Raw genomic sequence first — 25,498 nt, forward strand, 5'->3', positions numbered from 1 at the left:
CCCGTGAAGGAGAATGTAGATGAACCGTCCTGTTGCATTACTCGCCGCGCTCGTTGTCACGGCGATCGGCGTCTCAAGCGCCTGCATGGCGAGCTCCGGTCGGCCGATGGCCTTCACCCTGCAAGCGAACGGCGACCAACCCGAAGTGCAGTTCACGCTCAAGCGCGGCGACACGGCGGACCGCGGCACGATGTCGCGCTCCTTCTCGACAACGCAGCTTGCCGGCCTCGATGTCGCAGCGCTGCGCCAGCCGGGGCAGCACCCGATTCGCTTTGCCTACGTCAAAGATGCTGGCCGCATCGATTGCGCGGGCAATGGAGGCAATTCGATTGCCAGCGGCCAATGCACCTTCACGCAGGACCCGGACTTCGCGAATTTCCTGACGTCACGCGGCATCGGCCGTCCGTCCTACGACGACGCCTACGCACTGACCATCACCGGCGCGACCCGCGACTTGGTCTCAGCCTTGGCTGAGTATCGCTTCCCGCGGCCCAACATTGAGAAGCTGACCGAACTTTCGGCAGTCGGCGTGCAGCGGAGTTACATCGCCGCTCTGGCGACCCGCGGATATACGCCCAAGTCCCTGGATGAACTCACCCAGTTCGCAGCACTAAACATCTCCCCCGAGTTCATCGATGCCCTCGCCCGCGCCGGATATCGCAATCTTCCGGCCGAGCAGGTCGTCGAGCTCAAGGCGGTCGGCGTCGATCCTGAAATGATCGCTTCGCTCTCGAGAGCTGGATACCGCAACCTGAGCGCAGATCAGCTCGTGCAGCTTGCCGCGCTGGACATCGATCCCGATTTCATCGGCGGCTTCGCCCGTATCGGCTTTGCGAACCTGCCGGTCGACGACCTCGTAGAGCTCAAGGCGCTCAACGTGACGCCTGACTTCGTCAGCTCGCTTCGCGCTCACGGCCTTAATCCGCGCACTACCGAACAGCTCGTGCAGCTGAAGGTCGCCGGAATCGACAACATCAAACGCTGACCCCGAGATCACAAGGAGAGTGACATGAACCGCTTCCTGATCATCATCGCTTCGATCTTCTTCGCCTTCATCGCGATCTCTTCGACCGCCACCGCCAGTCCGGCAGAGTGGGCATCGTCGATTCAGCGCGTTGCTCCTGGCGGCGACCGCGGAAGCCTTCAGCCCTGGGCGACTGTCCCGTCGCCTCGACTGTTCGCATTCGTGACCATTCAGCTGTGACCTCAAAGCGGGGGTGGCGCGGCTCCGGCGCCCCCGCTAAGGACGCGCACTTCCTTCACAGTTTCGGAGCCGCAACGCCGTGGGCGAGCCTGCCATTCTTCCGTTCGACTGGGCCGATCCCTTCGATCTCAACCACCAGCTGAGTGATGAAGAGCGCCTCGTGCGCGATACCGCTGAAGGCTACGCCCAGGAAAAGCTCCTTCCCCGCGTGACCTCCGCCTATCTGGAAGAGCGGTTCGATCGGGAGATCATGAGCGAGTTCGGCGAGCTTGGACTCCTCGGCGCGACCATTCCACACGAATATGGGGGCGCGGGCCTTGGCTATGTCAGCTACGGCCTGATCGCCCGCGCCGTGGAGCGTGTCGACAGCGGCTACCGGTCAGCAATGTCCGTTCAGTCGAGCCTCGTGATGTATCCCATCTTCGCGTACGGCTCGGAAGAACAGCGCCAGAAATATTTGCCGAAGCTTGCGACCGGCGAATGGGTCGGCTGCTTCGGCCTGACCGAGCCCGACGCGGGTTCCGACCCGGGAGGCATGCGCACGCGGGCACAGAAGGTCCAAGGCGGCTACGTTCTCTCCGGAACCAAGATGTGGATCACCAACTCGCCCATCGCCGACGTATTCGTCGTTTGGGCGAAGTCGGACGCCCATGACGGCAAGATCCGCGGCTTCGTGCTCGAAAAGGGCATGGCCGGACTCTCGGCGCCGAAGATCAAGGAGAAGCTGTCGCTTCGCGCCTCGATCACCGGCGAGATCGTCATGGACGGAGTCGAGGTCCCCGAAGAAGCGCTCCTTCCGAACGTCGAAGGCCTCAAGGGGCCGTTCGGTTGCCTCAATCGCGCCCGCTACGGGATCAGCTGGGGCTCGATGGGTGCCGCCGAAGCCTGCTACGCAGCGGCACGGCAGTACACGCTCGACCGGAAGCAGTTCGGCCGCCCGCTCGCCTCCAACCAGATCGTTCAGCTCAAGCTCGCCAACATGGCGACGGAGATCACGCTGGGGCTCCAGGCGTCGCTCCGCGTCGGCCGCCGGCTCGAAGCGGGCGAGCTGATCCCGGAGACGATCAGCCTCGTCAAGCGCAACAATTGCGGCAAGGCGCTGGAGATCGCGCGCATCGCCCGCGACATGCATGGCGGCAACGGCATTTCTGCCGAATTCCAGGTGATGCGGCACGCGGCGAACCTCGAGACGGTGAACACCTATGAGGGCACGCACGACGTCCACGCCCTCATCATCGGGCGTGCGATTACGGGACTGTCGGCCTTCTAGCGAACAACCGTAAACCTCCCTATGTTTGCCCCAGATTAAACTCCGGGGGTCGCATGGGCATCGCTGGCTGGATCATTCTGGCAGTAGTCTTTCTGCTGCTGCTTTACGTCATCGGCATCTACAACAAACTCGTTCGCTTGCGGGCGCTGGTGAAGGAAGGGTTCAGCGGCATCACGGTGCAGTTGCGCCGCCGCGCGGACCTCATCCCGAACCTGGTCGAGACGGTCCAGGGCTACGCGACACACGAGCGGGAAGTCTTCGAGCAGGTTTCGAAGGCCCGTGCCGCGACTGTGAACGCCGGAAGCGTCGAAGCAACCGCTCAGGCTGACGCCCAGATGACGGGCTTGCTTGGCCGCCTCCTTGCGGTGGCCGAGGCCTATCCTGAGCTGAAGGCGAACACGAACTTCCTCCAGCTGCAGGATCAACTCGCCAACATCGAAGGCGAGCTTCAGAGCGCGCGGCGTTATTACAATGCGACCGTCCGCGATCTGAACTCGACGATTCAGAGCTTTCCGCCAGTCGTGATCGCCCGGCCGCTCGGGTTCACCGAGGAGCCCTTCTATCAGGACGACGATCCGGCGATCCAAAGCGCTCCCAAGGTATCCTTCCCGCGGACGGCCGCCTGAAGTGCAGACCTTTTGGCGGGCGCTTGCCGGCCTCCTGCTGCTCGGCGGATCATCTGCGGCCAGCGCGGATGAGCGCATCCTCCGCTACTTGAGTGACGTCCAGATCCAGAAGGATTCATCGCTCGAAGTCACCGAAACCATCGACGTCCGGGCTGAGCACGATCGGATAAATCACGGCATTTACCGGGATTTCCCCACACGTTACGCTGGCCCTCATGGAGCTCAGGTCCGGGTGGGATTCACTTTCGAAGGCGCGACCCTCGACGGCATGCCGGTGCCTGCCTCGACCGAGACCGTGTATGGTGGTGTGAGGATCAAGGTCGGCAGTCCGGATAGTCTCGTGGACGTCGGCGAACATCGCTACGTGCTGCGATTTCGAACGACGCGGCAGATCGGCCGCTTTGCAGACTATGACGAGCTGTATTGGAACGCGACCGGCAACGGGTGGATCTTTCCGATCGACGTTGCCGAAGCACAAATTCGTCTCCCCGTCGCTGCAAATTTCGGTCAGCGATCGGTGTACACCGGCAGGCAAGGATCGACCGCGAACAATGCCCAAGTGGTCGAGGAGAAGCCGGGCGAGATCCTCTTCCGAACGACGCAGCCGCTAGACGCCTATGAGGGCCTCACCGTAGCCGTAGCTTTCCCCAAGGGCGTCATCGCTGCTCAAAATTCCAGAAGCCGCGTAGCCAACTGGCTTTCCGATTATGGGCCCCCTGCAGTGAGCGTCCTGAGCCTTCTGGGGATTGGGATCTTCTATTTCATCGCTTGGCAGCGCGCTGGCAGGAACCCACGAGCCGGTACCGTCGTCCCGATCTTCTCGCCGCCCGACGACCTGACGCCGGCGGGCATGCGCTACGTCGTGCAGATGAGTGCGGGCAATCGGGCGTTCGCAGCCGCCTTGGTCGACATGGGTGTACGGGGGCACGTGAAGCTAACCGAGGAGGATGGCGGCTGGTTCTCCGGCAAGAAGCTGCGTCTGACCCGCACGACAAGCGCGCAGCCCCTCTCGCCCGAAGAAGGCGCCGCCATCAATGAGCTGTGCAGGCCGGGCGAGTCGCTCCTGATGGAGCAGGAGAACCACGAGAAATTTTCCTCTGCGAAGGAAGAATTGTCCGACGTTCTCAAGGAACGATACGACGGCAAGCTGTTCAAGCGGAACTACGGCTGGGCCGGTGCTGGGCTGCTCATCTTCGTCGCGGCCTTCTGGACAGTCTGTGCTGCAATCGCCGCGGCGACCTACGGCGCGGCGATCTTGGAGATCGGGCTGGTCGTGGGAGTGCTCCTGACCGCTGCGCTGCTTTGGCTCGCTTACCATGAGTCCCCGACCGGGAAATGGGTAGTCTCAGCGCTAGGTGTCGTGGCCATCATTGGCGCCTTCATTCTCGGCATGCCGATCTTCTTCCAGGCGATCTCCAGTGGATGGTGGCTGCCACTGCTTCTGCCGCTGGTAGCCCTGCCCGTCGTCATCTCCGCCTTCTGGTGGATGGCCGCTCCGACGAAGGAAGGCCGGGCAGTCCTGGATCATATCGCGGGCTTCAAACAATATCTGTCGATCACGGAGGGCGAGCGGCTCGACCGCATGAACCCGCCGAAGGACACACCTGAACTCTTCGAAAGATACCTCCCGTATGCCATCGCGCTCGGCGTCGAGAACAGGTGGGCTGACCGATTCGCGGGTGTGCTGGCGGCCGCCGCTGCGCAGGGTCACCAAGGCTTCACTTGGTATTCCGGGACCACAAGCCCATGGGGCGATCCAGGCCGGTTCGCTCAGAGCGTTGGGTCCTCGCTTGCGAGCACGATTAGCTCGGCTTCGACCGCGCCGGGCTCGAGCAGTGGCTCGGGCGGCGGTGGATTCTCGGGCGGCGGCGGTGGTGGAGGCGGTGGCGGCGGCTGGTAGTCAGCCTCGCGGCGGTCGCCGGAAGAACGCCATGTCCTCGTTCCGGTAAAAGGCGTTCGGCTGACGTTCGAAGCCTAGCCGCTCGGCAAGCCGAATGGATGGCGTGTTCTCAAGGCTGATGATCGCGGGGATCGATCTCGGCTGAAACCTGGCGTCGAACCAGTCGAGTGCGGCTCGGCAGGCCTCAGTGGCATAGCCCTGCCCTTGCGCATCGCCGCGAACGATCCAGCCCATTTCGGGCTCGCCAGCAATCGACGGCTCGATGTCGCGCTGGAAGTCGAAATAGCCCACATGCCCGACCGTGCGGCCATCGGACTTGCGCTCGACCGCCCACAGACCAATGCCGAGCACTCCCCAAAAACCAGCACCGGTCATTGCTCGTCGCCAAGCATCCTCATGACCGATCGGTCCGCCAACATAGCGAGACACCTCGGGGTCACCATGGATCTCGGTGAAATAGCCGAGATCCTCCGGCTCCACGTGGCGCAGGACCAGCCGTTCGGTCTCCAGTCGCGGAGCCCGTGAGTTTTCGGAATTCGGGTCGCGAAACGGTTCGCGCACCGGTCTCGGCTTACTTCTTGCCGAGCGACAGTCCGCCGAAGCGCTTGTTGAAGCGCGCAACCTGGCCGCCTTCCTGGACGAGGCGGGTGTTGGCCCCGGTCCAAGCCGGATGAACCTTCGGATCGATGTCGAGGTGCAGCGTGTCACCTTCCTTGCCCCAGGTCGAACGAACCTGGAACGTGGTGCCGTCGGTCATCTCGACGTTGATCATGTGATAATCGGGGTGGATACCGGACTTCATCTTAGATTTCCTTGGGTTAGCTGCTGGTTTCCGACCAGCGGCAGCAAGTGTCGCGCGGCCCTAGCTGACGGGGGCTCGCTTGACAAGGTTTCAGGACAGGACCTAGCGACGCGATCAGGAACAGGGTCCGGCGGCCAAGGCTGCCGGCGAAAGAGGAAGCCGGTCCGAATCCGGCGCTGTGCCCGCAACTGTAGGACAGGCGTTCGCGCCTATCGAGTCAGACACTTGCCCTGCTCCGTCGTTCGTTTCCCGGCCGGGACCAGCCACGGAACGGAGGGCGCGCCCTCTTGTGACGACACGTTCGTCAACAGGAGGAATAAATGCCCGTACCGCCACCGATCGATACCAACGAAATCGTCATCACCGCATCACGAGCACCGGAGCTCGAGGCAGACACGCCCGCCAGCGTCACCATCATCGATACCACGCGGATCGAAAGGCTCGACGAACCCCTCGCCCTCTCGCTGCTGCGCCTCGTTCCCTCCACTGCGGTATCCAGCTCCGGGCCTGCCGGGTCGCTAACCGATGTCCGGATCCGAGGCGCCGAGGCCAATCACACCCTGCTCTTCATCGACGGGATAAAGACGAATGATCCTGCAACGGGCGACCAGCCACGCTTCGACCTGCTGAACGCCGACATCGTGTCCCGCATCGAAGTTGTGCGCGGGCCGCAATCAGCCGTGTGGGGCTCGGACGCCATTGGCGGCGTCGTCGCCGTCAACGGGCTTCCGAACAGCAATGGAAGCATCGGCTCGGGCGAAGCCGGTTCGGCGGGCTTCGCGCGGGCTGCCGGGTCAACAGCGATTTCCTCCCAGCGCGGGAGCATCGCAGGGGCTGCAGGTTGGCAGCGCGCGACCGGCATCGATAGCTTCGGTGGCGGGGGCGACAAAGACGGCTATCGCAACCTCGCGGCCCGGATTCGCGGTACGCTGAACGTCGGCTCGAATGTCGAACTCGGAGCTGCGGCCTTTACCATCGACGCGCGCAGCCAGTTTGACGGCTTCAACCTCGACCCTCCGTTTCAGCACATGGACACGCTGGATAACACTCGGAACCGACTGACTGCAGGCCGTGCCTGGGCCCAGTACGGTGACGACGCTTCCTCCTGGTTCGGTCGTGTGAGTGCTGCGGCCCTTGGATCTACCAACCGGAACTATCTAGCCGACTTCCAGATCAACCGGACTTCGGGAACCCGTCGGACGATCGACGCGCAAGTCGAACATCGCTTCACCTTGGGCGCTTTGCGAAACGTCTTCATCCTCGCCGGCGAGGCAGAGCATGAGACGTTCAAGGCTCGCGACGTCATCTACTTCGGCGCGACGGACCAGAACCAATCGCGCAATCATCAGTCGATCACGGCGGAATGGCGCGGCGAGACTTCTCGGATCACGGGCGATGTTGCGGTTCGACGCGACTTCTTCAGCGACTTCCAGGACGCTACTACCGTCCGTGTTTCCCTTTTGACCAAGCTCGGCGGCGGCTTCGCCGTCGCAGGCTCCTACTCTGAGGGGATTGCACAGCCTACATTCTTCGACCTGTACGGCTTCTTCCCGGGAAGTTTTGTGGGAAATCCGGGCCTTAAGCCGGAAAGCTCTCGTGGCTTCGAGGTGTCGCTGCGCTATCGAAAAGGCGTCTTCGATGCAGCCCTGACGGGCTATCGGCAGAGGCTCTACGATGAGATCGTCAATACGTACGATTCGGACACATTCGCCTCAAGCACCGAGAACGGCGAGGGCGTGAGTCATCGCTCGGGCGTCGAAGCCGAGCTGGGGTGGCAACTCGCCGACAAGCTGCGGTTATCGGCTAACTATTCTTACCTGCATGCCACGCAGCCCGAGCTAGGATTCGGACAGGTCAAGGAACTGCGCCGACCGAAGAACAGTGGGTCGATCGCGGTCGACGGGACAATCGGGAAAGTGACCTACGGGGCATCGATCGCCTACCAGGGAAGGCATCTCGATAGCCGTGACTCTCCACCGTTCGATGTCGTTCAACTAGGCTCTTACTGGTTGGCTGGAGCCCGCATCGCCTACGCGGTCCGGCCGGGCATCGAAGTTTTTGCTCGCGCAGCCAACGCGTTCGATGCTCAATATGAAGACGTATACGGCTACCGAACCGAAGGAAGGAGCCTCTATGCCGGCATCCGTCTTTCTTCTAGGCGCTAGCGCGGCGGCGCGTGTAGCTTCGCTCAATCTGTGCACCGACGAATATCTGCTCCTGCTGGCAAAGCCGGAGCAGATCGTCAGTGTCAGCTACTTGTCGCAAGAGCCGCTCGAGTCCCCGCTGTGGCGCAAGGCGCGCGCTTACAAGGGCAACCGCGGCTCGATCGAGGATGTCATAGCGCTAAGGCCAACGTTGCTGCTGACGATGGGAGGCGGTGGCCGGGCAACCGCACTCCTGGCTAACCGGCTGCACATTCTGTCTATCGACCTGCCCTACGCCATGAGCCTGGATGATGTGCAGCGGAACCTCAGGACAATTGCCACAGCACTGGGGGACCCGAGGCGGGCTGATCTGTGGGTGTCGAAGATCGAGCAACTGCGCAGAAGTACGCCTGCAAATGCCAGAGACGCGATCTGGATTTCGGGGCATGGCGACACCCTCGCACCGGAATCTCTGGCAGCGCAGTGGCTGCGTTTGGCGGGGCTCCAGCAGCGTCCCCTGTCGGATGGTCGCGCCAGCCTCGAAGTTCTCCTAACAAAACCTCCTAACGTACTGGTCCGTAGTGACTATCGATCAGGACAGATGTCCGGCGGAACGCGTTGGCTGGACAATCCGATCGTGCGTGGCGCGAACAGCCGGCACGTCGTGACTGACGGGCGTCCATGGACATGCGTAGGTCCGCTCATGGTGGGCGAAATCGAGAGATTGCGGAAGTTGTCCCAATGAGCCGATGGCTTCTGGGCGCTCTCTTGCTGCTCGTTGCATTATTGCACCTGCTGGTGCCGTGGAGTCCGCTTGCCGCGCTCCAGCAGACTTCGCGGGACACCTTCTGGTTGCTTCTGACAGAAATCCGCCTGCCACGAACCCTTCTGGCTTTGGGCTATGGCGCCGTGCTGGGAATGACCGGCGCTGCCCTGCAGGCCTTGTTCGCCAATCCGCTCGCCTCGCCGGATATCACGGGCAGCAGCAGCGGAGCAGCGCTCGGAGCGGTATTCGCTTCCTATTGGCTTGGACTGACCGGCCCCCTCTCCCTTGCCGCAGCAGCGGCCGTCGGCGCCCTCCTCGCCCTCGCGATCGTGGTAGCGCTGGCTGGCAAGCGTTCTGATCCCAGCGTGCTGCTGCTTGCCGGCCTGGCAGTCGCGCTCGCCGCGGGTGCCGCGACGAGCCTCCTACTGGCGCTCGCCCCTTCCCCGTTCGCATTCTATGACAGCTTCGAGTGGCTGATGGGTAGCTTCGTGGATCGCAGCCTGCCGCAGGCCGCAGTTGCGCTCATTCCAGCAACGATCTGCTGCGCTCTTCTAGCCACGCGCGCGCGTCCACTCGACTTGCTGGCGCTGGGCGAAGACGTTGCAGGGTCGTTGGGGTACCGGCCCGATCGCTTGGCTCTCGAGGTTATCGTCTTGTCCTCGCTTGCAGTAGGTGCATGCGTATCCGTGTGCGGAGCCGTCGGTTTCGTCGGCTTGATCGCCCCTTACGTTGCCCGCCGCCTGACGCGCGGTCATCCCGGCCAGGCGTTAGTTCCTGCAGCGTTGATCGGGAGCATCATCCTTCTCATTGCCGACCTGGCGGTGCGTTTCGGACCGCCGGGCAGGACGATTCCCGTTGGAGTTCTCACGACAGTGGTCGGCGCGCCCCTCTTCATCTGGATCGTGGTCAGCATGCGACGCCGGGTGGCGGCATGACGTCACTGCTCGAAGCCCGGGGGGTTTCCGTCGAAGGCCGGCTGCTCCCCACCGACCTGCTCCTCAAAACCGGGGAGCTGGTCGCACTCATAGGGCCGAATGGCGGAGGCAAGACGAGCCTGCTGCGGGCGCTCATCGATATCGAGCGGACTGCTGGCGAAGTGCGAATTGCTGGCGAGAATCTGCAAACGCTTGGCCCGAACCGACGGCCTTATTTCGCGACATTCCTGCCCGCATCACGGGACCTGGTTTGGCCCATTTCAGCGCGAGACGTGATCGCTCTCGGGCTGCCAAAACCTGAACCCGAGCGCGTCGACGATCTGATCGGACTGCTTGAGCTCGAACCACTAGCAAACCGCCACGTCGACCAACTCTCCACCGGAGAAAGAGCCCGGGTTCTACTTGCGCGCGCGCTTGCTCCGCAGCCGAAATTGCTGCTCCTCGATGAGCCCTTGTCTAACCTGGATCCCTATTGGGTTCTTAGGCTCCTTCAGATTCTGCGCGGGACGTCTGCTTCCGGAACCGCTATCCTGGTCGCAGTGCACGACATTGATCGTGTAACGTCGTTCGACAGAGCTTTGCTCATGTCAGAGGGCAAATTTAAAGCGGACCTATCCCCCGACGAAATGCTGCGGAGCGGACAATTGGCCGATGCATTCCGCATCGAGCGGAATGGCCCCGGATGGAGGGTCAGGCGGAAGGCGGATCCGCAATCATCGCGGTGAAGCTCGCCTCAGCCGCAAGCTTGCCCTCCACGCTGGCGCGACCGATGAACTTGCAGACCGTCGCCCGCTTCTGAACGAATTCGACGTGGAGCTGGAGGAGGACGCCGGGTTCGACCGGCTGGCGGAATTTCGCACCGTCGATCGCCATGAAGTAGACGAGCTTCCCCGAATTCGCGAGACCGAGTGATTCAACGGCGAGCACGCCGGCAGCCTGAGCGAGAGCCTCGACGATCAGCACACCGGGCATGATCGGGCGGCCCGGAAAGTGGCCCTGAAAGAAGGGCTCGTTGATCGTCACCGCTTTGATCGCGCTAATCGATTGGTCGGGAAGAAGCTCCTCGACCCGGTCGACCAGCAACATTGGATAGCGATGCGGCAGCGCCGCCATCACTCGCCTGATATCGAGCTGAGTGGCGGCGGCGCTGACCGGCTGATCGTTCATGTGCGCTTAGCGGCCCTGCGGCTGCTGCGACGACTGCTGCTGGGGCATCGGCGTCACGGAGACCGACGGCAGCTGCTGGTTAAGCGCTGTGAGAACTTCGGTGGTGACGTCCACGGCACCGTCGTTGGCGATCGTGCTGTTCTTGGCCATCACGACCGAGGCACCGCGGCGAGCACGGACTTGCTCGACCACAGCGACGAGCTTCGTGCCGATCTGCTGCTGAACATGCGTCAGCGTGGACTGGAGTGTCTGCTGCGAGCTGGCGAGCTCCGTCTGTGCGTTCTTCTGCTTCGTCTCGAACGCGCTGATCTTCTGCTGCAGCGCCGCGTCCGGATCCTTGCCATTCAGCGCGTCGATCGACGCCTGGATCGGCTTCCCCTCGGTCTGAAGCTGCGTCTGCAGGGTCTGAGCACGGCTACGCAGCGTGCTCTGGCGCTGCTGCAGCTGCGAGTTGGCTGCCTTGCAGGCGGTGCAATCCGTCAGGATGCGGTCGGAGTCCACGATGAGGATGTCCGCGCGAGACTGCGCGACGGCCGAGGTCGAAAGAGCAGTAGCCGCAAGAGCGGCGGTAACGAGCAAGGTCTTCATTAGAATGCAGTTCCTACGTTGAAGCTGAACAATTTGGTTTCGTCGCCCTTTTGTTTCAGAATCGCCTTGGCAATATCGAGCCGCAGCGGACCGAACGGTGAAGTCCAATTAACACCGATGCCGATCGAGAGGCGCGGCTTCGGCGAATCGCCGAGATAGAATTCCTTGAAGCCCGGAGTGCGGAGGTAGTCGTCGTCCGGAATTTGGCCAGCAGATCCGTTGCCGGGGCACTGCGACCCAGGTGGCAGGAAGATCTGGCCGCCTGAAACGCCATTGGCCGGAGTACAAATGATGCCGATGTCGGTGAGCTCCGGCTTAGTCAGCCCGAACTGCGAACCGACGTCGATGAACGCGGAAGGTCTCATACCAACGCTGCGCAGGGTCGAGTTCGTCGGGAATTCAAGCTCCAACCGACCCATGTAATAGGCCCTGCCGCCGAGAGCATCGACGACCTTATTGTTGCCCTGCGAAACGACGAGATTTCCCGCCAAGTCGTAATTCTCACGCAAGACGCGCGGGCCAATTCCGCGGATGTCAAAACCGCGAAGATCGGGTCCGAAGAAACGGTCGGTAAGTCGAACCGGATCTTGGCCGGGTCCCGGCGAGCCGGTGAGAGCCTGGATATATCCGCCCTCAGCGTGCGTCGAGAAAACCCACCGTGCGCCGAAACCGAAGTACTTCGTGCCGTTCACGCGTGTCCGAAGGTAATGGACGTTACCGCCAAGGCCCGCGAAGTCCTCCGAGAAGGAAAGCTGCTGTCCGTGTGTCGGTCGAATACCGTCGGTGTCGTCGTACAAGGTTGAGAAGCCAACTAGGGACGTAAGGCGCTTACCCAATTCGTCGCATAGATACCGGCCCGCCTTTAGCGGATCGCAGACGAGCTCGCCTTGAGCGTTGACGCTGTAGAAGCTCTTGTCGAGCGAGACCTTGTCCTGGCTGAGCGTGTAGCGGCCGCCGAAGCTCCAATATTCCGTGATCGGGAAGCCCATGCGCAGGCCCCCACCCGTCGTCAGCTGCTTGTACGTCGTGTTCCGCTCATTCCCGACGTAGTTGAAGCTGTTGTAGTCCTGCCGATAGATCGACCCGCCGAACAGGATCGGCTTGTCCATGAAGTATGGGTCCATGAAGCCAAGCTGGATCGACTTCGAATACTGGGAATAGTTGACCGAGGCATCGACCTGCTGGCCCTTGCCCATGAAGTTGTTCTGCGAGACCGCGAGCTGAACGACAAAGCGTTCGAGGCTCGAGTAACCGCCGGAAACGGACAGCTGGCCGGTCGGCTTCTCTTCGACATTCACGCCAAGCACGACGCGGTCCGGCGACGAACCTTCGGTCTGCTTGATCTCCAGCTTCTCCTGGAAGAAGCCGAGGCTCTGAAGGCGGTCCTGGCTGCGCTTCACCTTCTGCGCGTTGAAAGCGTCACCCTCGTTCACGCGGAACTCGCGGCGGATCACCTTGTCGCGGGTCGAGGTGTTGCCAGTGATGTCGATGCGCTCAACGTAGACGCGCGGCATGTCCTCGACGTTGATGACGAGGTTCATCACCCGCTTGTCGGCATCGCGATTGTAGGTCGGATTGATGTCGGCGAACGCATAACCGAGATTGCCCGCAACCTCGTTGAGGTTGGTCATGGCATCCTCGACCTGCTTGGCGTTGAACCAGTCGCCTGAGTGAAGCTTTACGACGTCCTTGATCTTCGCTGCCGGCAGATCGGGAAGCGCGCTCTTCGCATCGATCGTGCCGAACTTGTAGCGAGGACCTTCCTCGACGACGTAGGTGATGACGAAGTCGCGACGGTCGGGCGTCAGTTCCGCGAGCGCGGAGACAACGCGGAAGTCGGCGTAGCCCTGCGTGAGGTAGAAAGCGCGGAGCTTCTGCTGGTCGGCCGCGAGACGGTCCGGATCGTATGTGTCGTTGGATTTCAGGAAGCCGAGGGGACCGCCGGCCTGGCGCGTATACATCTCCTTGCGGAGACGGGCGTCGCCAAACTTCTCGTTGCCGATGATGTTGATGGCGCGAACCTTCGCCAGGTCGCCTTCATAAATCTCGAAGATAACGTCGACGCGGTTCTGGTCGAGCTGGACGATCTTCGGTTCGACCCGAGCAGCAAAGCGACCCTGGCGACGGTAAAGCTCAAGGATGCGATCGACGTCCGACCGTGCCGCCGATCGCGTGAAGATCTGGCGGGGGGACAGCTTGATCTCGGGAAGGATCTTGTCGTCCTTGAGCTTCTTGTTGCCCTCAAGGATGATGCGGTTGATCACGGGGTTCTCGCGAACCGCAATAACCAGGTCGCCGGTCTCGCCACCCGTGATGGTGACATCCGCAAAGAGCTGGGTCGCGTAAAGATCCTTCAGCGCCTGGTCGAGCGTCTCCGTCGTATAAGGCAGGCCTGGCGACAGGTTCGCGTAAGCGCGGATCGTTTCCGGCTCGAGACGCTGATTGCCGCGCACCGCGATCGAGCGAATCGTCCGTTGCGTCACGGGAGCAGCTTGCGGGACCACGGGCGTTGCGGCCGGCGCTTGCGCGGGCGTCTGCTGGGGCGCCGGTTGGGCTGGAGTTGGCGCGTCCTGCGCAAACAAAGGCGCGGCCGATCCACCAAGGATGGTTCCAACCATGAACAGTGCGCCCGTGCGGCGGCTAATAAGCTTCGACCCTGAAATCACTCGTCCCCGCCTTTTTGTGCGAAAGGTGCGCGGCGCGCTTTGCCGCCAAGCCCCGGTTACTGCCCTGCCCCAACCATGCTAGCCAATCAAGCGCTCAAGCTGATTCCAGAGCCCAAGATCGTTGCCCGTAGCGAACAGCAACAAGGCAAGAATGACCGCGAGCCCCCCGCGAAATGCCCAATCCAGTGCTGCGACGCTGACAGGGCGGCGCCTGACGGCCTCAACGACATAGAAAAATAGGTGGCCTCCATCCAGCATCGGGACTGGCAAGAGGTTGATGAATCCCAGATTAATTGAGAGCAGCGCAAGTAGCTGAATGAACTGCAGCGGCCCTAGGGATGCGACGTCCCCGGCTACTTTCGCGATGGATATCGGGCCGCCAATTTGCTTCGGTGAGATGTAGCCACGGATCATCTGACCGACCGCGTCGACGATCGATGTCGTCATCCGGTACGTCTGATTGATGGCGAACGGAAGCGCCTTGGCGAACGGAAGTGGCTGAAGCTGGCTCTCACTTGCGACGATCCCAAGGACGCCGCGCGTCACTTTCTCGCCGCTTGTGGTTTTGAAGGTCTCGTCCTCGGTGTCGAGCTTGACCTTGAGATTCGTGGTCTTGCCCGCCCTTTCGACGACAACGATCACCGTTTCACCCGGACGGACTGCCGTAGCGTTGATCAAGTCGCCAAAGGTAGGCGTTGGACGGCCGGCCAAAGAAACGATCCGGTCGCCGGGTTGAATTCCGGCTCTCGAAGCGGGCGAATCCTGGGTCACCTTGCCCACGATGCTCGTCAGCGGCGCTCCGATGAGCGTGAAGAATGCGGTAAAGATAACGATCGCGAGCACAAAATTTGCGACCGGTCCGGCAAGGACGACAAGGAAGCGCTGCCACACAGGCCGAAGCTGGAAGGCGCGGTCGCGCAGTTCGGGCGGGATTTCCTCAAGGGCCCCTGGATTGCTCGCCGGGCTCATATCACCAACGAAGCGAACGTACCCGCCTAGCGGCAGCCATCCGACCTTCCAGCGTGTTCCTCGCTTATCGGTCCAGCCGACGATCTCGCGGCCGAAGCCGATCGAGAAGACCTCGGCGGGGATGCGGAACATCCGAGCGACGAGATAATGCCCAAGCTCGTGGAAGAAGACGAGCGGACCCAGCGCACAGACAAAGGCAATCAGGACCAGCCAGAGTGGCGGCTGCGAACTCATCAGTGGCAACTCGCTTTCATGGCCGAATCCACCCGTGATCGGACGCTTCGGTCGATCTCAAGCACATCGCCGATTGAGCAGGGATAGACGAAATCCGCCTCGTGCAGCGCCCGTTCGACCATCTTCGGGATGTCCATGAACCGAATTGCGCCTTCAAGGAAGCTAGCCACGGCTACTTCGTTGGCCGCATTGAGCACGATAGGGGCTGCTCCGCCTTGTTCCAGCGCTTGGCGAGCCAGGCGCAATGCCGGGAAGCGGTTCGTGTCCGGTTGCTCGAAATCTAGGCGCCCTATTGCGGCAAGATCGAGCCGCTGGGCCGGCGTCTCAAGCCTTTCGGGCCATGCGAGCGCGTAAGCGATGGGAATGCGCATGTCGGGGCTTCCGAGTTGCGACAGCAAGGACCCGTCCACGAACTCGACCATCGAATGAATGACCGACTGCGGGTGGATGATGATTTCGATGCGCTCCGAGGGCAGGCCGAAGAGATAGTGGGCCTCGATCAGCTCCAGCCCCTTATTCATCAAGGTGGCCGAGTCGACCGAGATTTTCGCCCCCATCGACCAGTTGGGATGCGCAACGGCCTGAGCCGGCGTGGCCGCGTTGATCGTCTCAGCTGAGGCAGTTCGGAACGGCCCGCCGCTAGCGGTCAATATAATCTTTGAGACGTCTTCGCTGCGGCTACCCGCAAGGCACTGGAATATTGCATTATGCTCGCTGTCGACCGGCAACAGAGTGGCCCCATTTCGGGCAGCTGCATCAGTCATCAGATCGCCGGCGGTAACCAGTGCTTCCTTGTTTGCCAGGGCGACAGTCTTGCCGGCCTCGACGGCGGCCATGACCGGCCGCAACCCGGCGCAACCAACGATCGCGGCAATGACCAAGTCGGCGTCACTCAGGGCGGCCTGGAGCAGTGCGTCCGCTCCGGACAGCGCCCTGCAACCGGATCCAACAAGCAATTCCTGGAGCACCTCGCCACGGCTCTCGTCCGCAATGACGGCCAGCTTCGCGCCGGTGCGCCGGGCGATATCGGCTAGGGCTTCCGCGTTGGTTGCAGCCGTAACGGCGACGACATCGAACCGCTCCGGCGATCGTTCAACCAGGTCGAGCGTCGACTTTCCAATGGACCCGGTCGCCCCAAGGATCGCAATTTTCCGCCTCACGTGAGCCCTAGTAGCTGCGCCATCGCCGTAAGCACAGCCACCGGCGCTAATCCGTCCAGGCGGTCGAGCGCGCCTCCGTGCCCCGGAAGCCAATTCCCCGAGTCTTTCACTCCGGCTCGGCGCTTCAGACCGCTCTCGAACAAATCACCGCCTTGAGCCGCGACTGCGAAGATCGGAGCTAAAGCGAGCAAAGGAAGTCCCAAGCCCGTCGCCAAAACCCACGCGCCTCCAATCAGGGTGGAAGCAACAATGCCGCCAACGAGGCCCTCGACTGTTTTGTTGGGGCTAATGGAAGGCGCCAGCTTGCGGCGGCCGAACTTCCGACCTGCGAAATACGCGCCGATGTCCGTCGACCAGGTTACCAGGAAGGTCCACAACAGGAGCTCGAGACCGTGCGCATCACGTTCACGGATCCACAGCAAAGCGGCTGCCGGAAGCACGGCATAAGCGAACCCCGAGAGATACCAGCCCGCGCCCCACCCCCGCACGAGCCGGGTCCACTCGTAAAACATCAGCGTGGCAATCGAGGCGACGAAGTAGGCAAAAATGTCGCCGCCCTGCACTGCCGCAACGAGCGCAATCGCAATGAGCACGACGCCGGTCAGCGTGCGGACCACCAACTCGTTCATCGGCCGCCGAACCGGCGCTGGCGCGCTGCGAAGCGATCGAGAGCATGAGCGAAAGCTGTTTCGTTGAAATCGGGCCAAAGCACGTCGAGGAACAGCAGCTCGGCATAAGCCGCTTGCCAAAGCAGGAAGTTGGACAGTCGCACTTCACCGGATGTGCGGATCAAGAGATCGAGTTCAGGCAGATCATGCGTCTGGAGTTCGGCAGCAATGCTTTGTTCGTCGATTTCGCCGGCCTGGATTTCGCCCGAAGCGACCTGTGCCCCAAGCTTTCTGGCTGCCGCAGCAATCTCGGCCCGCGATCCGTAATTGAGCGCGATCACCAAAGTCAGACGGGTGTTGTTCGCCGTTCGCTCGACCGCACGCTCCAGCCGCTCGACCAATTCGGGGCCGAAGGCTGAATAGTCTCCAATGAGCTTGAGCCTGACCCGCTCTTTCTCGAGCGTCTTCAGTTCCCGCTCGAGATAGAAACGCATCAAGGCGGTGAGGTCGGAGATTTCCTCATCGCTGCGCCGCCAGTTCTCCGAAGAGAAAGCGTAGATCGTGAGGACTTCTACGCCCTGGTCGGCTGCAGCCTGCAAGGCCCGCCGGACGGCTTCGGCGCCCGCGCGATGTCCGGCAGCCCGCGGGAGCCCGCGCTGCTGCGCCCAGCGGCCATTGCCGTCCATGATGATGGCGACGTGCCGCGGCACGGACTTGCCGTCTGTCTTTGCCAAGCTTCCAGCCCCCTCAGCCGGAACGACCGAACTCACTTACCGAGGATTTCCTTCTCCTTGGCGGCCGACGCTTCGTCGATCTCCTTGATCGTGTCATCGGTCAGCTTCTGCACTTCGGTCTCGAGGCGCTTGCGCTCATCCTCGCTGATCTCGTGCTTCTTCTCATCCTGCTTGAGATGATCCATGCCGTCGCGGCGGACGTTGCGCACAGCGACACGCGCCTTCTCGGCATATTGGCCGACGAGCTTGGCAAGCTCCTTGCGGCGCTCCTCGGTCAGCTCCGGGATGGGAAGCCGGATCATCTGACCGTCCGTAATGGGATTGAGGCCAAGCCCTGCCGAGCGGATCGCCTTTTCGACGGGTCCGACGTTCGAACGATCCCACACTTGTACGGACAGCATACGTGCTTCGGGCGTCGAAACAGTGGCTACCTGGTTCAGCGGCATGTTGGAGCCATAAACTTCCACCTGGACAGGGTCGAGCAAGGCAACCGATGCACGCCCGGTGCGAAGGCCGCCAAGGTCATGCTTCAGCGCTTCGACAGCGCCGTGCATGCGACGTTTGAGATCACCCGTATCGACGGTCGTGGCCATGTCTTATTCTCCGTTTCTGACGATCGTGGCCGTCCCGCTGCCTGCCAGCACTTCGGCAAGGTTGCCGGGCTGACGGACGTTGAAGACTACGATCGGAATATTGTTGTCGCGGCAGAGCGCAACCGCAGCCGCGTCCATCACTTTGAGGTCGTCGCTCAGAACCTTGCTGAAGGTCACCGAGTCATATCGCTCGGCGGTCGCGACCTTCTTCGGATCGGCAGTGTAAATGCCGTCGACGCTCGTGCCCTTGAACAAGGCGTCGCAGCTCATCTCTGCAGCACGCAAGGCTGCCGCCGTGTCGGTCGTGAAGTAGGGATTGCCGGTGCCCGCGGCGAAAATGACGATGCGCCCCTTTTCCAGGTGACGCAGCGCGCGGCGGCGAATGTACGGCTCGGAAACGCTGGCCATCGGGATCGCTGAGAGGACACGGGTGTCCACGCCGACCTTCTCCAGTGCGTTCTGGAGCGCCAGCGCGTTCATCACCGTTGCCAGCATTCCCATGTAATCGGCTGTAGCGCGGTCGAAACCCTTCGCTGCTGCCGCCATCCCACGGAAGATGTTGCCGCCACCCACCACAAGGCAAAGCTCGTGACCTTTCGCCTTCGCAGCGGCAATTTCCTCGGCCTGTCCGGCGACTGCAGCGGGGTCGATCCCGAACTGGCCCTGGCCCATCAATGCCTCGCCCGAAAGTTTCAGCAGGATTCGGTTGAAGCGAGGGCGGTTCATTCGGCGCTGGTGTCCTCAAGATGTAACAAGGGCGGCCACGCCTTTATGGCGCAGCCGCCCTGTTGCCAACTGCCAAGCAGCAGTTGGTCAGCTTTTAGGCGACCGGTTCAGCCTTGCTGGTACCGGCAGCGGCAGCGACTTCCGCAGCGAAGTCTTCCTGCTTCTTCTCGATGCCCTCGCCGAGCTGGAAGCGCACGAAGCCCTTCAACGTGATGCCCGTTCCGGCGTCCTTGGCGGCAGCGGAAACGACTTCGGCGACCGGGGTCTTGCCGTCCATCACGAACAGCTGCGACGTCAGGGCGCTTTCCTTGCGGAACTTGGCGAGGCCGCCTTCCACCATCTTCTCGATGATGTTCTGCGGCTTGCCGCTTTCCTTGGCCTTTTCCATCGCGATCGAACGCTCGCGCTCGACCAGCTCCGCGTCGAGGTCCTCGGCATTCAGCGCCAGCGGGTGCGCGGCGGCGACATGCATCGCGATCTGCTTGCCCAGCTGGGTCAACACGTCGGCCGACGCATCGCTCTCCAGCGCCACGAGGACGCCGATCTTGCCGAGGCCTGGCACGACTTGATTGTGGACGTAAGGCACAATCGCGCCCTGTCCGACTTCCAGGATCGCCGCACGGCGCAGCGACTGATTCTCACCAATCTTCGCGATGTTGTTCGTCAGCGTCTCGGTGACGGTACCGCCACCCGGATATTGAGCAGTGCCGAGCGCCTCGATGTCGGTGCCATTCTCGAGCGCGAGCTTGGCGACATTGCGAACGAAGTCCTGGAAGATCTCGTTCTTGGCGACGAAGTCGGTCTCCGAGTTCACCTCGACAACCGCGCCACGGTTGCCTTCGACGGCAACGCCGACGAGGCCTTCGGACGCAGTGCGGCCCGCCTTTTTGGCAGCAGCCGACAGACCCTTGGCACGCAGCCAATCGATCGCGGCTTCCATGTCGCCATTGGTTTCGGCGAGCGCCTTCTTGCAGTCCATCATGCCGGCGCTGGTGCGCTCGCGCAGTTCCTTCACAGTCGCGGCCGTGATCTCAGCCATTTTCTCTTTCCTTCCTCGTGCCCCCGCAGAGGCAGGGGTCAGTCAGATTTGAATATAGGTACTGTGCTCCCGCCTTCGCAGGAGCACCGATTAAGCTTCCAGAGCCGCTTCGACCGGCGGCTCAGCCATCGAACCGATGTCCTGGCCACGGGCTGCAGCGTTGCCGGTGCGACCTTCGGTCACCGCCTGAGCAACAGCGTCGGTGTAGAGGCGGATCGCACGGCTGGCGTCGTCGTTGCCCGGGACCGGAAAAGCGATACCGCTCGGGTCGCTGTTCGAATCGAGGATCGCGACGACTGGAATGCCGAGCACGTTGGCTTCCTTGATTGCCAGCTCTTCCTTGTTCGTATCAACCACGAACATGATGTCCGGAAGACCGCCCATGTCGCGGATGCCGCCGAGGCTCTTCTCGAGCTTGTCGCGCTCGCGGGTGAGCTGGAGGACTTCCTTCTTGGTGAGGCCGGCGGTGTCGCCCGATAGCTGCTCCTCAAGCGTCTTGAGGCGCTTGATCGAGTTGGAAATCGTCTTCCAGTTGGTCAGCATGCCGCCGAGCCAGCGGTGATTGACGAAATGCTGACCGCTCGCCTGAGCGGATTCGGCGATCGCGTCCTGCGCCTGGCGCTTGGTGCCGACGAACAGCACCTTGCCGCCACGGGCAACGGTCTGCTGAACGAAGTCGAGCGCGCGCGAGAACAAGGGAACCGTCTGCGACAGGTCGATGATGTGCACCCCATTGCGATCGCCGAAAATGTACGGCTTCATCTTGGGGTTCCAGCGATGGGTTTGGTGGCCGAAGTGCGCTCCGGCTTCGAGCAATTGCTGCATGGTGACGACCGTGGCCGCCATAGTCTTTCTCCTTCCGGTTCTGCCTCAGCGGAGCCGAATGACCGACCTTACGGCCAGCACCGGTATGTAAGCTCCGCCTGTGGGATGGCGCGCCAGTTAGCGGAACAGGCCTGAGCTTTCAAGGGCTTGGCGATGGGTGACCTGGAGCGCTTGACAGATGAGAACATATATAGAACATTAGATCGCCTCACCCGAGCGTTCCGGCTCAAATTGGAACAAATCGTGTCCAGTTCGGTTAGGCGCTCCAAGAAGGGATCGATGCAATGATTGCTGCTTTAGGTACCCTCGCCTTCCTCGCCACTTTGTGGATGCTCTTGGTCGTCGGTGCCGCGGTTCTTGAGGAGAGCGGCGCAAAGATCGCCGCCGCCCTCAAGGGCAAGCCAGCGCATCAACCAATGGTCGCACCCGCTCGAATGAGACTGCGCTTGCGCGTGCAGAAGCCGATGCGGGCTACCGCGCGGCTGCGCGCCGCCGCTTGACCCGCGCGTAGCTCGCCAGGCCCATAGGGATTGTCAGCAAGTACACCAGAGCAACTGCGAGCAAGGTATACCAAGGCGCCGTTACAAGAGCAGCGCCGAGGACAGCTATTCCGGCAAGGGTGAAGAGGCGCCAATCCCGGCGGATGCGAATTGACGACCAGCTGTAGGTCGGAAGGCTTGAGATCATCAGCGCAGCAATAAACAGCGTCCAAGGCATGACCACATACCATGCTCTGAACCACTCGCTGTCGGTAACCAGCCATAGGAAGATCGGCACAAAAGCGAGACCAGCGCCAGCTGGCGCCGGGACGCCAGTATTGAAACCCGCTGATTTGTGGGGCTGCTCCCCCGCATCCAGTCGGGAGTTGAAGCGCGCGAGACGGAGAGCACAACAAACGGCTAGCGCTAGGGCCGCTGTCCAACCAAACTTCGGCGCGGACTCGAGAGACCACAAAAACAGTATAAGCGCTGGCGCTGTCCCAAAGGCGATATTGTCAGACAGTGAGTCAAGCTCAGCCCCGAACTTGCTTTGAGCACGAAGTAATCGGGCTATTCGACCGTCCATACCGTCAAGGATGCCTGCGCCGACAACACATGCGAGTGCCAATTGCCAATGCTCAGTCTGAGCGGGGGATGCCGTCATTGCGAAACGCACGCCCGTCAGTCCCATGCACAGCGCGAGCGCGGTGATCGCGTTGGGGATCATCGCACGGAACGGGATTCCGCGCGGTCCTAAGTCGTCGCGTTGATCGATCACTGGCTGATGCCGGTCACCGGAATGTCGAGGCCGACGATGCCGAGGATGGTTTCACCCGCGATCGCACGCTGACCAAGGATTACGCGAGCCGCGATTCCCGCAGGCAAAAACACGTCCACGCGGCTGCCGAACCGGATGAGACCGACCCTCTGCCCAGCTTCAACCGTGTCACCCTCTCGAACGAAAGCGAGGATACGGCGTGCCACGAGACCAGCGATCTGCGTGAAGCCGATCTTCAGTCCATCGGCACCTTCAACCATGAAATATTGCCGCTCATTGTCCTCGCTGGCCTTGTCGAGGTCGGCGTTGATGAATTTGCCCGGGACGTAGACGATCCGCTTGATCGTTCCTGCGATTGGCGCGCGATTGATGTGAACATCGAACACACTCATGAAAATCGAGACCCGAGTGTATTCCGCATCGGCCAAGCCTTCAGGGCCGCGGAGCTCCGGCGGCGGCGGAACCTTGGTGATCATTGTGATCAGACCGTCCGCCGGCGCGATGATCATCTTGTCGCTGCGCGGCGTCGTTCGGATCGGATCGCGGAAGAAAGCCGCAACCCAGATCGTCATGCCGACAAGCAGCCACCCGAGGAAGCTCCAGTGCAGTAAAAATGCGAACAAGGTGACCGCACCGGCGGCGACCGCATATTTGCGGCCCTCAGGGTGGATGGAAGGAGCCCGCCACTTTACGGTGGTCGTCGGCAGTGGCGTTTCGTTCTTGTCGAGCGCTGGCATGGACGCATGCCTTAGTGGCGCACAGCCTTAGGCACAACGCCGCGGTTGCGCAGCCTGTGCACGCATCCTAATGCCCCGCCAAATCTCAAAATCGCAGGAAAAGACATGGCCAAGATCAAGGTGAAGAACCCTGTCGTCGAACTAGACGGCGACGAGATGACGCGGATCATTTGGCAGTGGATTCGCGAGCGGCTGATCCTGCCCTACCTCGACGTAGACCTTCTCTACTACGATCTTTCCATCGAGAACCGCGACGCCACCGATGACCAGGTCACGATCGATGCCGCCAATGCGATCAAGGAACATGGCGTTGGCGTGAAGTGCGCCACGATCACGCCTGACGAAGCGCGCGTCGAGGAGTTCCACCTCAAAAAGATGTGGAAGTCGCCAAACGGCACGATCCGCAACATCCTTGGCGGCTGCATCTTCCGCGAGCCGATTGTGATCTCGAACGTCCCGCGCCTCATTCCGGGTTGGACCGATCCGATCGTTGTGGGCCGTCACGCTTTCGGTGACCAGTATCGTGCGACCGACTTCCGGGTGCCCGGTCCGGGGAAGCTCACGATGAAGTGGGTCGGCAATGATGGTCAGGAGCTAGAGTTCGACGTGTTCGACTTCCCCGGCTCCGGCGTTGCGATGGGCATGTATAATCTCGACGCGTCGATACGCGACTTCGCCCATGCCTGCTTCAATTACAGCCTCAACCGCGGCTGGCCGCTCTATCTCTCCACGAAGAACACGATCCTCAAGGCCTATGACGGCCGGTTCAAGGACATCTTCCAGGAAATTTATGACAGCGAATACAAGGCGAAGTTCCAAGCTGCTGGCATCGAATATCAGCATCGCCTGATCGACGACATGGTGGCTTCCGCGCTGAAGTGGAGCGGCAAGTTCGTCTGGGCCTGCAAAAATTACGATGGCGACGTCCAGTCGGACCAGGTCGCACAGGGCTTCGGTTCTCTCGGCCTCATGACCTCGGTACTGATGACGCCGGACGGGAAGACCGTCGAAGCGGAAGCTGCACACGGCACCGTCACCCGCCATTATCGCATGCATCAGCAGGGCAAGGCGACCTCGACCAACCCGATCGCCTCGATCTTCGCCTGGACCGGAGGCCTCAAGTATCGCGGTAAGTTCGATGGGACGCCGGAAGTCACCCGCTTCGCCGAGACGCTCGAGCGCGTCTGCGTTGAAACGGTCGAGGGCGGGCAGATGACCAAGGATCTGGCGATCCTCGTCGGGCCGGAGCAGGCGTGGATGACTACCGAGCAGTTCTTCGAGGCCATCGTGAAGAACCTCGAAGCCGCTATGGCTGACGAGCAGCTGGCGACAGAACCCGCTCGCGCCTGACGCCAAGGCCGATGAATCGGCCTGGAATGCGGCGAAGCACCGGGTAGCGGTCGAACAGCCGGACGATCAGGGGCGCCTCGCGTATCGGGGCGCCCGGCTGGAGCAACCGGCCGATCACCCGGTCCTGAGCGAATTTCTGCGCCCCTTGGATTACGCGGGTCGGGAACATCCTCCGTTCTTGTACCTTCCCCAGAAGCGGATTCACATCGTTGCCGCGCGCGAGGGCGCCAGCGAGGATGTTGGCAGAAGCGACGGCGTCCTGGATCGCGAGATTGATGCCGATCCCACCGATCGGCGACATCGCGTGCGCAGCATCGCCGATGGCGAGCAGGCCTGGCTTGTACCAGCGAGTCAGGCGGTCGAGCTTTACCGTGAGCAGGTGGAGATCCGTGGTCTCGTCGAGTTCACTCAGGTCTAGACCCGGAGGCGCTGCCGCCGCCACTTCCTCGCGGATCGCTTCAATGCCGCGCGCTTGATACGCTTCGGCGGCGCCCTTCGGGATCAGGAAGGCGCACTGCCAGTAGTCGCCGCGATCGATCATCACGAGCAGGCGACCTCGCTCGACGTTGCCGCGGAGGCCAGCCTTACCGTCTTTGTGCTTGGCAATTCGGAACCAGAAGACGTCCATCGGTGCGCCAAGATCCTCGAGCGGAAGCATGCCGCGAACGATTGAGGCGCGCCCGTCAGCCGCAATCGTCAGCTTGGACCGCAGCTCGCGACCGTCCTCGAGCCGCACGCCAACAACCCGACCGCTTTCTTCGACGAAGTCTGTGACGGGCTCACTCATTTCCAGATGAAAGGCTGGAAACGCCCTTGCTTCCTCGCGAAGAAAATCGAGGAAGTCCCACTGCGGCATCATCGCGATGAACGGGGCCGGCGTCTTGAGATGAGATAAATCGCCGATCGTCCACTCGCGACCCGCCATGCGCAGTTCGGCCGAGTTCACGGGATTGTGCGGCCGCTTCAGGAAGCGCTGGAGCATCCCGAGCTGATCGAGAATCTCCATCGTCGACGGGTGCACGGTGTCGCCACGGAAATCTCGGAAGAAGTCGGCGTGCTTCTCAAGCACTAGAACCTGACAGCCCGCGCGAGCGAAAAGCAGGCCGGCCATCATCCCGGCAGGGCCGCCGCCGACAACGATCAGATCGTATTCGGCCTCGTGCGTCTCTGACGCCATGGCGTCATGTCGCAGAGGCGT

At 61.9% G+C, this 25,498-nt stretch carries 27 protein-coding genes and 1 riboswitch; of the genes, 11 read left to right on the forward strand and 16 right to left on the reverse strand.

Features of this window, described 5'->3' with window-relative positions:
* The first annotated feature begins 19 nt into the window (after positions 1-19).
* From AC4GYV_RS06035 to AC4GYV_RS06055, 5 genes are all read left to right on the forward strand, one after another.
* Positions 20-985, forward strand: coding sequence for a hypothetical protein (locus AC4GYV_RS06035; RefSeq protein WP_491099754.1), 966 nt, complete (start codon positions 20-22; stop codon positions 983-985).
* A 24-nt stretch (positions 986-1,009) separates the two neighbouring features.
* Positions 1,010-1,204 carry a hypothetical protein gene (locus AC4GYV_RS06040; RefSeq protein WP_491099755.1) on the forward strand — a complete coding sequence of 65 codons (195 nt, stop codon included), beginning with the start codon at positions 1,010-1,012 and terminating at the stop codon, positions 1,202-1,204.
* A 79-nt stretch (positions 1,205-1,283) separates the two neighbouring features.
* Positions 1,284-2,474 (forward strand): acyl-CoA dehydrogenase, encoded by a 1,191-nt coding sequence (locus AC4GYV_RS06045; RefSeq protein WP_491099756.1) that lies wholly within the window; start codon positions 1,284-1,286, stop codon positions 2,472-2,474.
* Between the two features lie 53 nt (positions 2,475-2,527).
* Complete coding sequence (locus AC4GYV_RS06050; RefSeq protein ID WP_491099757.1) at positions 2,528-3,100, forward strand: LemA family protein; 573 nt, start codon at positions 2,528-2,530, stop codon at positions 3,098-3,100.
* Between the two features lies 1 nt (position 3,101).
* Positions 3,102-5,000, forward strand: coding sequence for a DUF2207 domain-containing protein (locus tag AC4GYV_RS06055; protein ID WP_491099758.1), 1,899 nt, complete (start codon positions 3,102-3,104; stop codon positions 4,998-5,000).
* Here AC4GYV_RS06055 and AC4GYV_RS06060 read toward each other — a convergent pair whose 3' ends face one another.
* Both AC4GYV_RS06060 and rpmE read right to left on the reverse strand, forming a co-directional pair.
* Entirely contained in the window at positions 5,001-5,561 is a 561-nt protein-coding gene (locus tag AC4GYV_RS06060) for a GNAT family N-acetyltransferase (protein WP_491099759.1), read from the reverse strand.
* A gap of 10 nt (positions 5,562-5,571) precedes the next feature.
* The gene (gene rpmE / locus AC4GYV_RS06065) at positions 5,572-5,802 is read right to left on the reverse strand and encodes a 50S ribosomal protein L31 (protein ID WP_491099760.1); all 231 of its coding nucleotides are present in this window, start codon (positions 5,800-5,802) and stop codon (positions 5,572-5,574) included.
* Between the two features lie 106 nt (positions 5,803-5,908).
* A riboswitch (cobalamin riboswitch) is annotated at positions 5,909-6,049 on the forward strand.
* A gap of 73 nt (positions 6,050-6,122) precedes the next feature.
* On the opposite strand from rpmE, the gene AC4GYV_RS06070 reads away from it, so the two are divergent.
* The 4 genes from AC4GYV_RS06070 to AC4GYV_RS06085 are packed head-to-tail and all read left to right on the forward strand — an operon-like array spanning position 6,123 to position 10,372.
* Positions 6,123-7,967, forward strand: coding sequence for a TonB-dependent receptor plug domain-containing protein (locus AC4GYV_RS06070; RefSeq protein ID WP_491099761.1), 1,845 nt, complete (start codon positions 6,123-6,125; stop codon positions 7,965-7,967).
* Positions 7,936-8,691 (forward strand): ABC transporter substrate-binding protein, encoded by a 756-nt coding sequence (locus AC4GYV_RS06075; protein WP_491099762.1) that lies wholly within the window; start codon positions 7,936-7,938, stop codon positions 8,689-8,691. The genes AC4GYV_RS06070 and AC4GYV_RS06075 overlap by 32 nt, the downstream gene beginning before the upstream one ends.
* Complete coding sequence (locus AC4GYV_RS06080) at positions 8,688-9,647, forward strand: FecCD family ABC transporter permease (RefSeq protein ID WP_491099763.1); 960 nt, start codon at positions 8,688-8,690, stop codon at positions 9,645-9,647. The genes AC4GYV_RS06075 and AC4GYV_RS06080 overlap by 4 nt, the downstream gene beginning before the upstream one ends.
* Positions 9,644-10,372 carry an ABC transporter ATP-binding protein gene (locus AC4GYV_RS06085; protein ID WP_491099764.1) on the forward strand — a complete coding sequence of 243 codons (729 nt, stop codon included), beginning with the start codon at positions 9,644-9,646 and terminating at the stop codon, positions 10,370-10,372. Before AC4GYV_RS06080 ends, AC4GYV_RS06085 begins: the two co-directional genes overlap by 4 nt.
* Here AC4GYV_RS06085 and fabZ read toward each other — a convergent pair.
* The 11 genes from fabZ to rpsB form a co-directional block, all read right to left on the reverse strand.
* Positions 10,338-10,814 carry a 3-hydroxyacyl-ACP dehydratase FabZ gene (gene fabZ, locus AC4GYV_RS06090; protein WP_491099765.1) on the reverse strand — a complete coding sequence of 159 codons (477 nt, stop codon included), beginning with the start codon at positions 10,812-10,814 and terminating at the stop codon, positions 10,338-10,340. The two genes, AC4GYV_RS06085 and fabZ, sit on opposite strands and share 35 nt — an antisense overlap.
* Positions 10,815-10,820: 6 nt before the next feature.
* Complete coding sequence (locus AC4GYV_RS06095) at positions 10,821-11,402, reverse strand: OmpH/Skp family outer membrane protein (RefSeq protein WP_491099766.1); 582 nt, start codon at positions 11,400-11,402, stop codon at positions 10,821-10,823.
* The gene (bamA, locus tag AC4GYV_RS06100) at positions 11,402-14,020 is read right to left on the reverse strand and encodes an outer membrane protein assembly factor BamA (protein WP_491099767.1); all 2,619 of its coding nucleotides are present in this window, start codon (positions 14,018-14,020) and stop codon (positions 11,402-11,404) included. The genes AC4GYV_RS06095 and bamA overlap by 1 nt, the downstream gene beginning before the upstream one ends.
* Before the next feature lie 126 nt (positions 14,021-14,146).
* A complete protein-coding gene (locus tag AC4GYV_RS06105; RefSeq protein ID WP_491099768.1) occupies positions 14,147-15,271 on the reverse strand; it encodes a M50 family metallopeptidase in 1,125 nt (374 codons plus the stop codon).
* Positions 15,271-16,431, reverse strand: coding sequence for a 1-deoxy-D-xylulose-5-phosphate reductoisomerase (locus AC4GYV_RS06110; RefSeq protein ID WP_491099769.1), 1,161 nt, complete (start codon positions 16,429-16,431; stop codon positions 15,271-15,273). The genes AC4GYV_RS06105 and AC4GYV_RS06110 overlap by 1 nt, the downstream gene beginning before the upstream one ends.
* Complete coding sequence (locus AC4GYV_RS06115) at positions 16,428-17,060, reverse strand: phosphatidate cytidylyltransferase (protein WP_491099770.1); 633 nt, start codon at positions 17,058-17,060, stop codon at positions 16,428-16,430. The genes AC4GYV_RS06110 and AC4GYV_RS06115 overlap by 4 nt, the downstream gene beginning before the upstream one ends.
* On the reverse strand, positions 17,057-17,773 hold the full coding sequence (gene uppS, locus AC4GYV_RS06120; RefSeq protein WP_491099771.1) for a polyprenyl diphosphate synthase: 717 nt from the start codon (positions 17,771-17,773) through the stop codon (positions 17,057-17,059). The genes AC4GYV_RS06115 and uppS overlap by 4 nt, the downstream gene beginning before the upstream one ends.
* 32 nt (positions 17,774-17,805) lie before the next feature.
* Complete coding sequence (gene frr, locus AC4GYV_RS06125; protein WP_491099772.1) at positions 17,806-18,366, reverse strand: ribosome recycling factor; 561 nt, start codon at positions 18,364-18,366, stop codon at positions 17,806-17,808.
* Positions 18,367-18,369: 3 nt separating this feature from the next.
* A complete protein-coding gene (pyrH, locus tag AC4GYV_RS06130) occupies positions 18,370-19,092 on the reverse strand; it encodes a UMP kinase (RefSeq protein ID WP_491099773.1) in 723 nt (240 codons plus the stop codon).
* Between the two features lie 94 nt (positions 19,093-19,186).
* The gene (gene tsf, locus AC4GYV_RS06135; RefSeq protein ID WP_491099774.1) at positions 19,187-20,131 is read right to left on the reverse strand and encodes a translation elongation factor Ts; all 945 of its coding nucleotides are present in this window, start codon (positions 20,129-20,131) and stop codon (positions 19,187-19,189) included.
* Positions 20,132-20,221: 90 nt separating this feature from the next.
* Positions 20,222-20,977, reverse strand: coding sequence for a 30S ribosomal protein S2 (gene rpsB, locus AC4GYV_RS06140; protein WP_491099775.1), 756 nt, complete (start codon positions 20,975-20,977; stop codon positions 20,222-20,224).
* 263 nt (positions 20,978-21,240) lie between these two features.
* Between rpsB and AC4GYV_RS06145 the strand changes: the two genes are divergently transcribed.
* On the forward strand, positions 21,241-21,456 hold the full coding sequence (locus AC4GYV_RS06145; RefSeq protein ID WP_491099776.1) for a hypothetical protein: 216 nt from the start codon (positions 21,241-21,243) through the stop codon (positions 21,454-21,456).
* On the opposite strand, the gene AC4GYV_RS06150 is transcribed toward AC4GYV_RS06145, so the two are convergent.
* Both AC4GYV_RS06150 and AC4GYV_RS06155 read right to left on the reverse strand, forming a co-directional pair.
* Complete coding sequence (locus tag AC4GYV_RS06150; RefSeq protein WP_491100397.1) at positions 21,428-22,162, reverse strand: CDP-alcohol phosphatidyltransferase family protein; 735 nt, start codon at positions 22,160-22,162, stop codon at positions 21,428-21,430. The two genes, AC4GYV_RS06145 and AC4GYV_RS06150, sit on opposite strands and share 29 nt — an antisense overlap.
* 47 nt (positions 22,163-22,209) lie before the next feature.
* Positions 22,210-22,950 (reverse strand): phosphatidylserine decarboxylase, encoded by a 741-nt coding sequence (locus AC4GYV_RS06155; RefSeq protein WP_491099777.1) that lies wholly within the window; start codon positions 22,948-22,950, stop codon positions 22,210-22,212.
* A gap of 105 nt (positions 22,951-23,055) precedes the next feature.
* Between AC4GYV_RS06155 and AC4GYV_RS06160 the strand changes: the two genes are divergently transcribed.
* Positions 23,056-24,300 (forward strand): NADP-dependent isocitrate dehydrogenase, encoded by a 1,245-nt coding sequence (locus AC4GYV_RS06160; RefSeq protein WP_491099778.1) that lies wholly within the window; start codon positions 23,056-23,058, stop codon positions 24,298-24,300.
* On the opposite strand, the gene AC4GYV_RS06165 is transcribed toward AC4GYV_RS06160, so the two are convergent.
* Positions 24,257-25,477, reverse strand: a complete 1,221-nt coding sequence (locus AC4GYV_RS06165) for an FAD-dependent oxidoreductase (RefSeq protein WP_491099779.1) — start codon at positions 25,475-25,477, stop codon at positions 24,257-24,259. The genes AC4GYV_RS06160 and AC4GYV_RS06165 overlap by 44 nt on opposite strands.
* Between the last annotated feature and the right edge of the window lie 21 nt (positions 25,478-25,498).

Source organism: Sphingomonas sp. SP4 (genome assembly GCF_058313375.1).

What these genes read in the sequence shown, in the direction of transcription:
- AC4GYV_RS06070 (WP_491099761.1), top strand. Translation starts at nt 6,123, where the DNA reads ATGCCCGTACCGCCACCGATCGATACCAACGAAATCGTCATCACCGCA.
- AC4GYV_RS06050 (WP_491099757.1), top strand. Translation starts at nt 2,528, where the DNA reads ATGGGCATCGCTGGCTGGATCATTCTGGCAGTAGTCTTTCTGCTGCTG.
- AC4GYV_RS06145 (WP_491099776.1), top strand. Translation starts at nt 21,241, where the DNA reads ATGATTGCTGCTTTAGGTACCCTCGCCTTCCTCGCCACTTTGTGGATG.
- AC4GYV_RS06035 (WP_491099754.1), top strand. Translation starts at nt 20, where the DNA reads ATGAACCGTCCTGTTGCATTACTCGCCGCGCTCGTTGTCACGGCGATC.
- AC4GYV_RS06105 (WP_491099768.1), bottom strand. Translation starts at nt 15,271, where the DNA reads ATGAGTTCGCAGCCGCCACTCTGGCTGGTCCTGATTGCCTTTGTCTGT.
- pyrH (WP_491099773.1), bottom strand. Translation starts at nt 19,092, where the DNA reads ATGAACCGCCCTCGCTTCAACCGAATCCTGCTGAAACTTTCGGGCGAG.
- AC4GYV_RS06150 (WP_491100397.1), bottom strand. Translation starts at nt 22,162, where the DNA reads ATGATCCCCAACGCGATCACCGCGCTCGCGCTGTGCATGGGACTGACG.
- AC4GYV_RS06075 (WP_491099762.1), top strand. Translation starts at nt 7,936, where the DNA reads ATGCCGGCATCCGTCTTTCTTCTAGGCGCTAGCGCGGCGGCGCGTGTA.
- AC4GYV_RS06080 (WP_491099763.1), top strand. Translation starts at nt 8,688, where the DNA reads ATGAGCCGATGGCTTCTGGGCGCTCTCTTGCTGCTCGTTGCATTATTG.
- fabZ (WP_491099765.1), bottom strand. Translation starts at nt 10,814, where the DNA reads ATGAACGATCAGCCGGTCAGCGCCGCCGCCACTCAGCTCGATATCAGG.
- rpsB (WP_491099775.1), bottom strand. Translation starts at nt 20,977, where the DNA reads ATGGCGGCCACGGTCGTCACCATGCAGCAATTGCTCGAAGCCGGAGCG.
- tsf (WP_491099774.1), bottom strand. Translation starts at nt 20,131, where the DNA reads ATGGCTGAGATCACGGCCGCGACTGTGAAGGAACTGCGCGAGCGCACC.
- frr (WP_491099772.1), bottom strand. Translation starts at nt 18,366, where the DNA reads ATGGCCACGACCGTCGATACGGGTGATCTCAAACGTCGCATGCACGGC.
- AC4GYV_RS06165 (WP_491099779.1), bottom strand. Translation starts at nt 25,477, where the DNA reads ATGGCGTCAGAGACGCACGAGGCCGAATACGATCTGATCGTTGTCGGC.
- bamA (WP_491099767.1), bottom strand. Translation starts at nt 14,020, where the DNA reads ATGGTTGGAACCATCCTTGGTGGATCGGCCGCGCCTTTGTTTGCGCAG.
- AC4GYV_RS06095 (WP_491099766.1), bottom strand. Translation starts at nt 11,402, where the DNA reads ATGAAGACCTTGCTCGTTACCGCCGCTCTTGCGGCTACTGCTCTTTCG.
- AC4GYV_RS06115 (WP_491099770.1), bottom strand. Translation starts at nt 17,060, where the DNA reads ATGAACGAGTTGGTGGTCCGCACGCTGACCGGCGTCGTGCTCATTGCG.
- AC4GYV_RS06040 (WP_491099755.1), top strand. Translation starts at nt 1,010, where the DNA reads ATGAACCGCTTCCTGATCATCATCGCTTCGATCTTCTTCGCCTTCATC.
- AC4GYV_RS06155 (WP_491099777.1), bottom strand. Translation starts at nt 22,950, where the DNA reads ATGCCAGCGCTCGACAAGAACGAAACGCCACTGCCGACGACCACCGTA.
- rpmE (WP_491099760.1), bottom strand. Translation starts at nt 5,802, where the DNA reads ATGAAGTCCGGTATCCACCCCGATTATCACATGATCAACGTCGAGATG.
- AC4GYV_RS06160 (WP_491099778.1), top strand. Translation starts at nt 23,056, where the DNA reads ATGGCCAAGATCAAGGTGAAGAACCCTGTCGTCGAACTAGACGGCGAC.
- AC4GYV_RS06085 (WP_491099764.1), top strand. Translation starts at nt 9,644, where the DNA reads ATGACGTCACTGCTCGAAGCCCGGGGGGTTTCCGTCGAAGGCCGGCTG.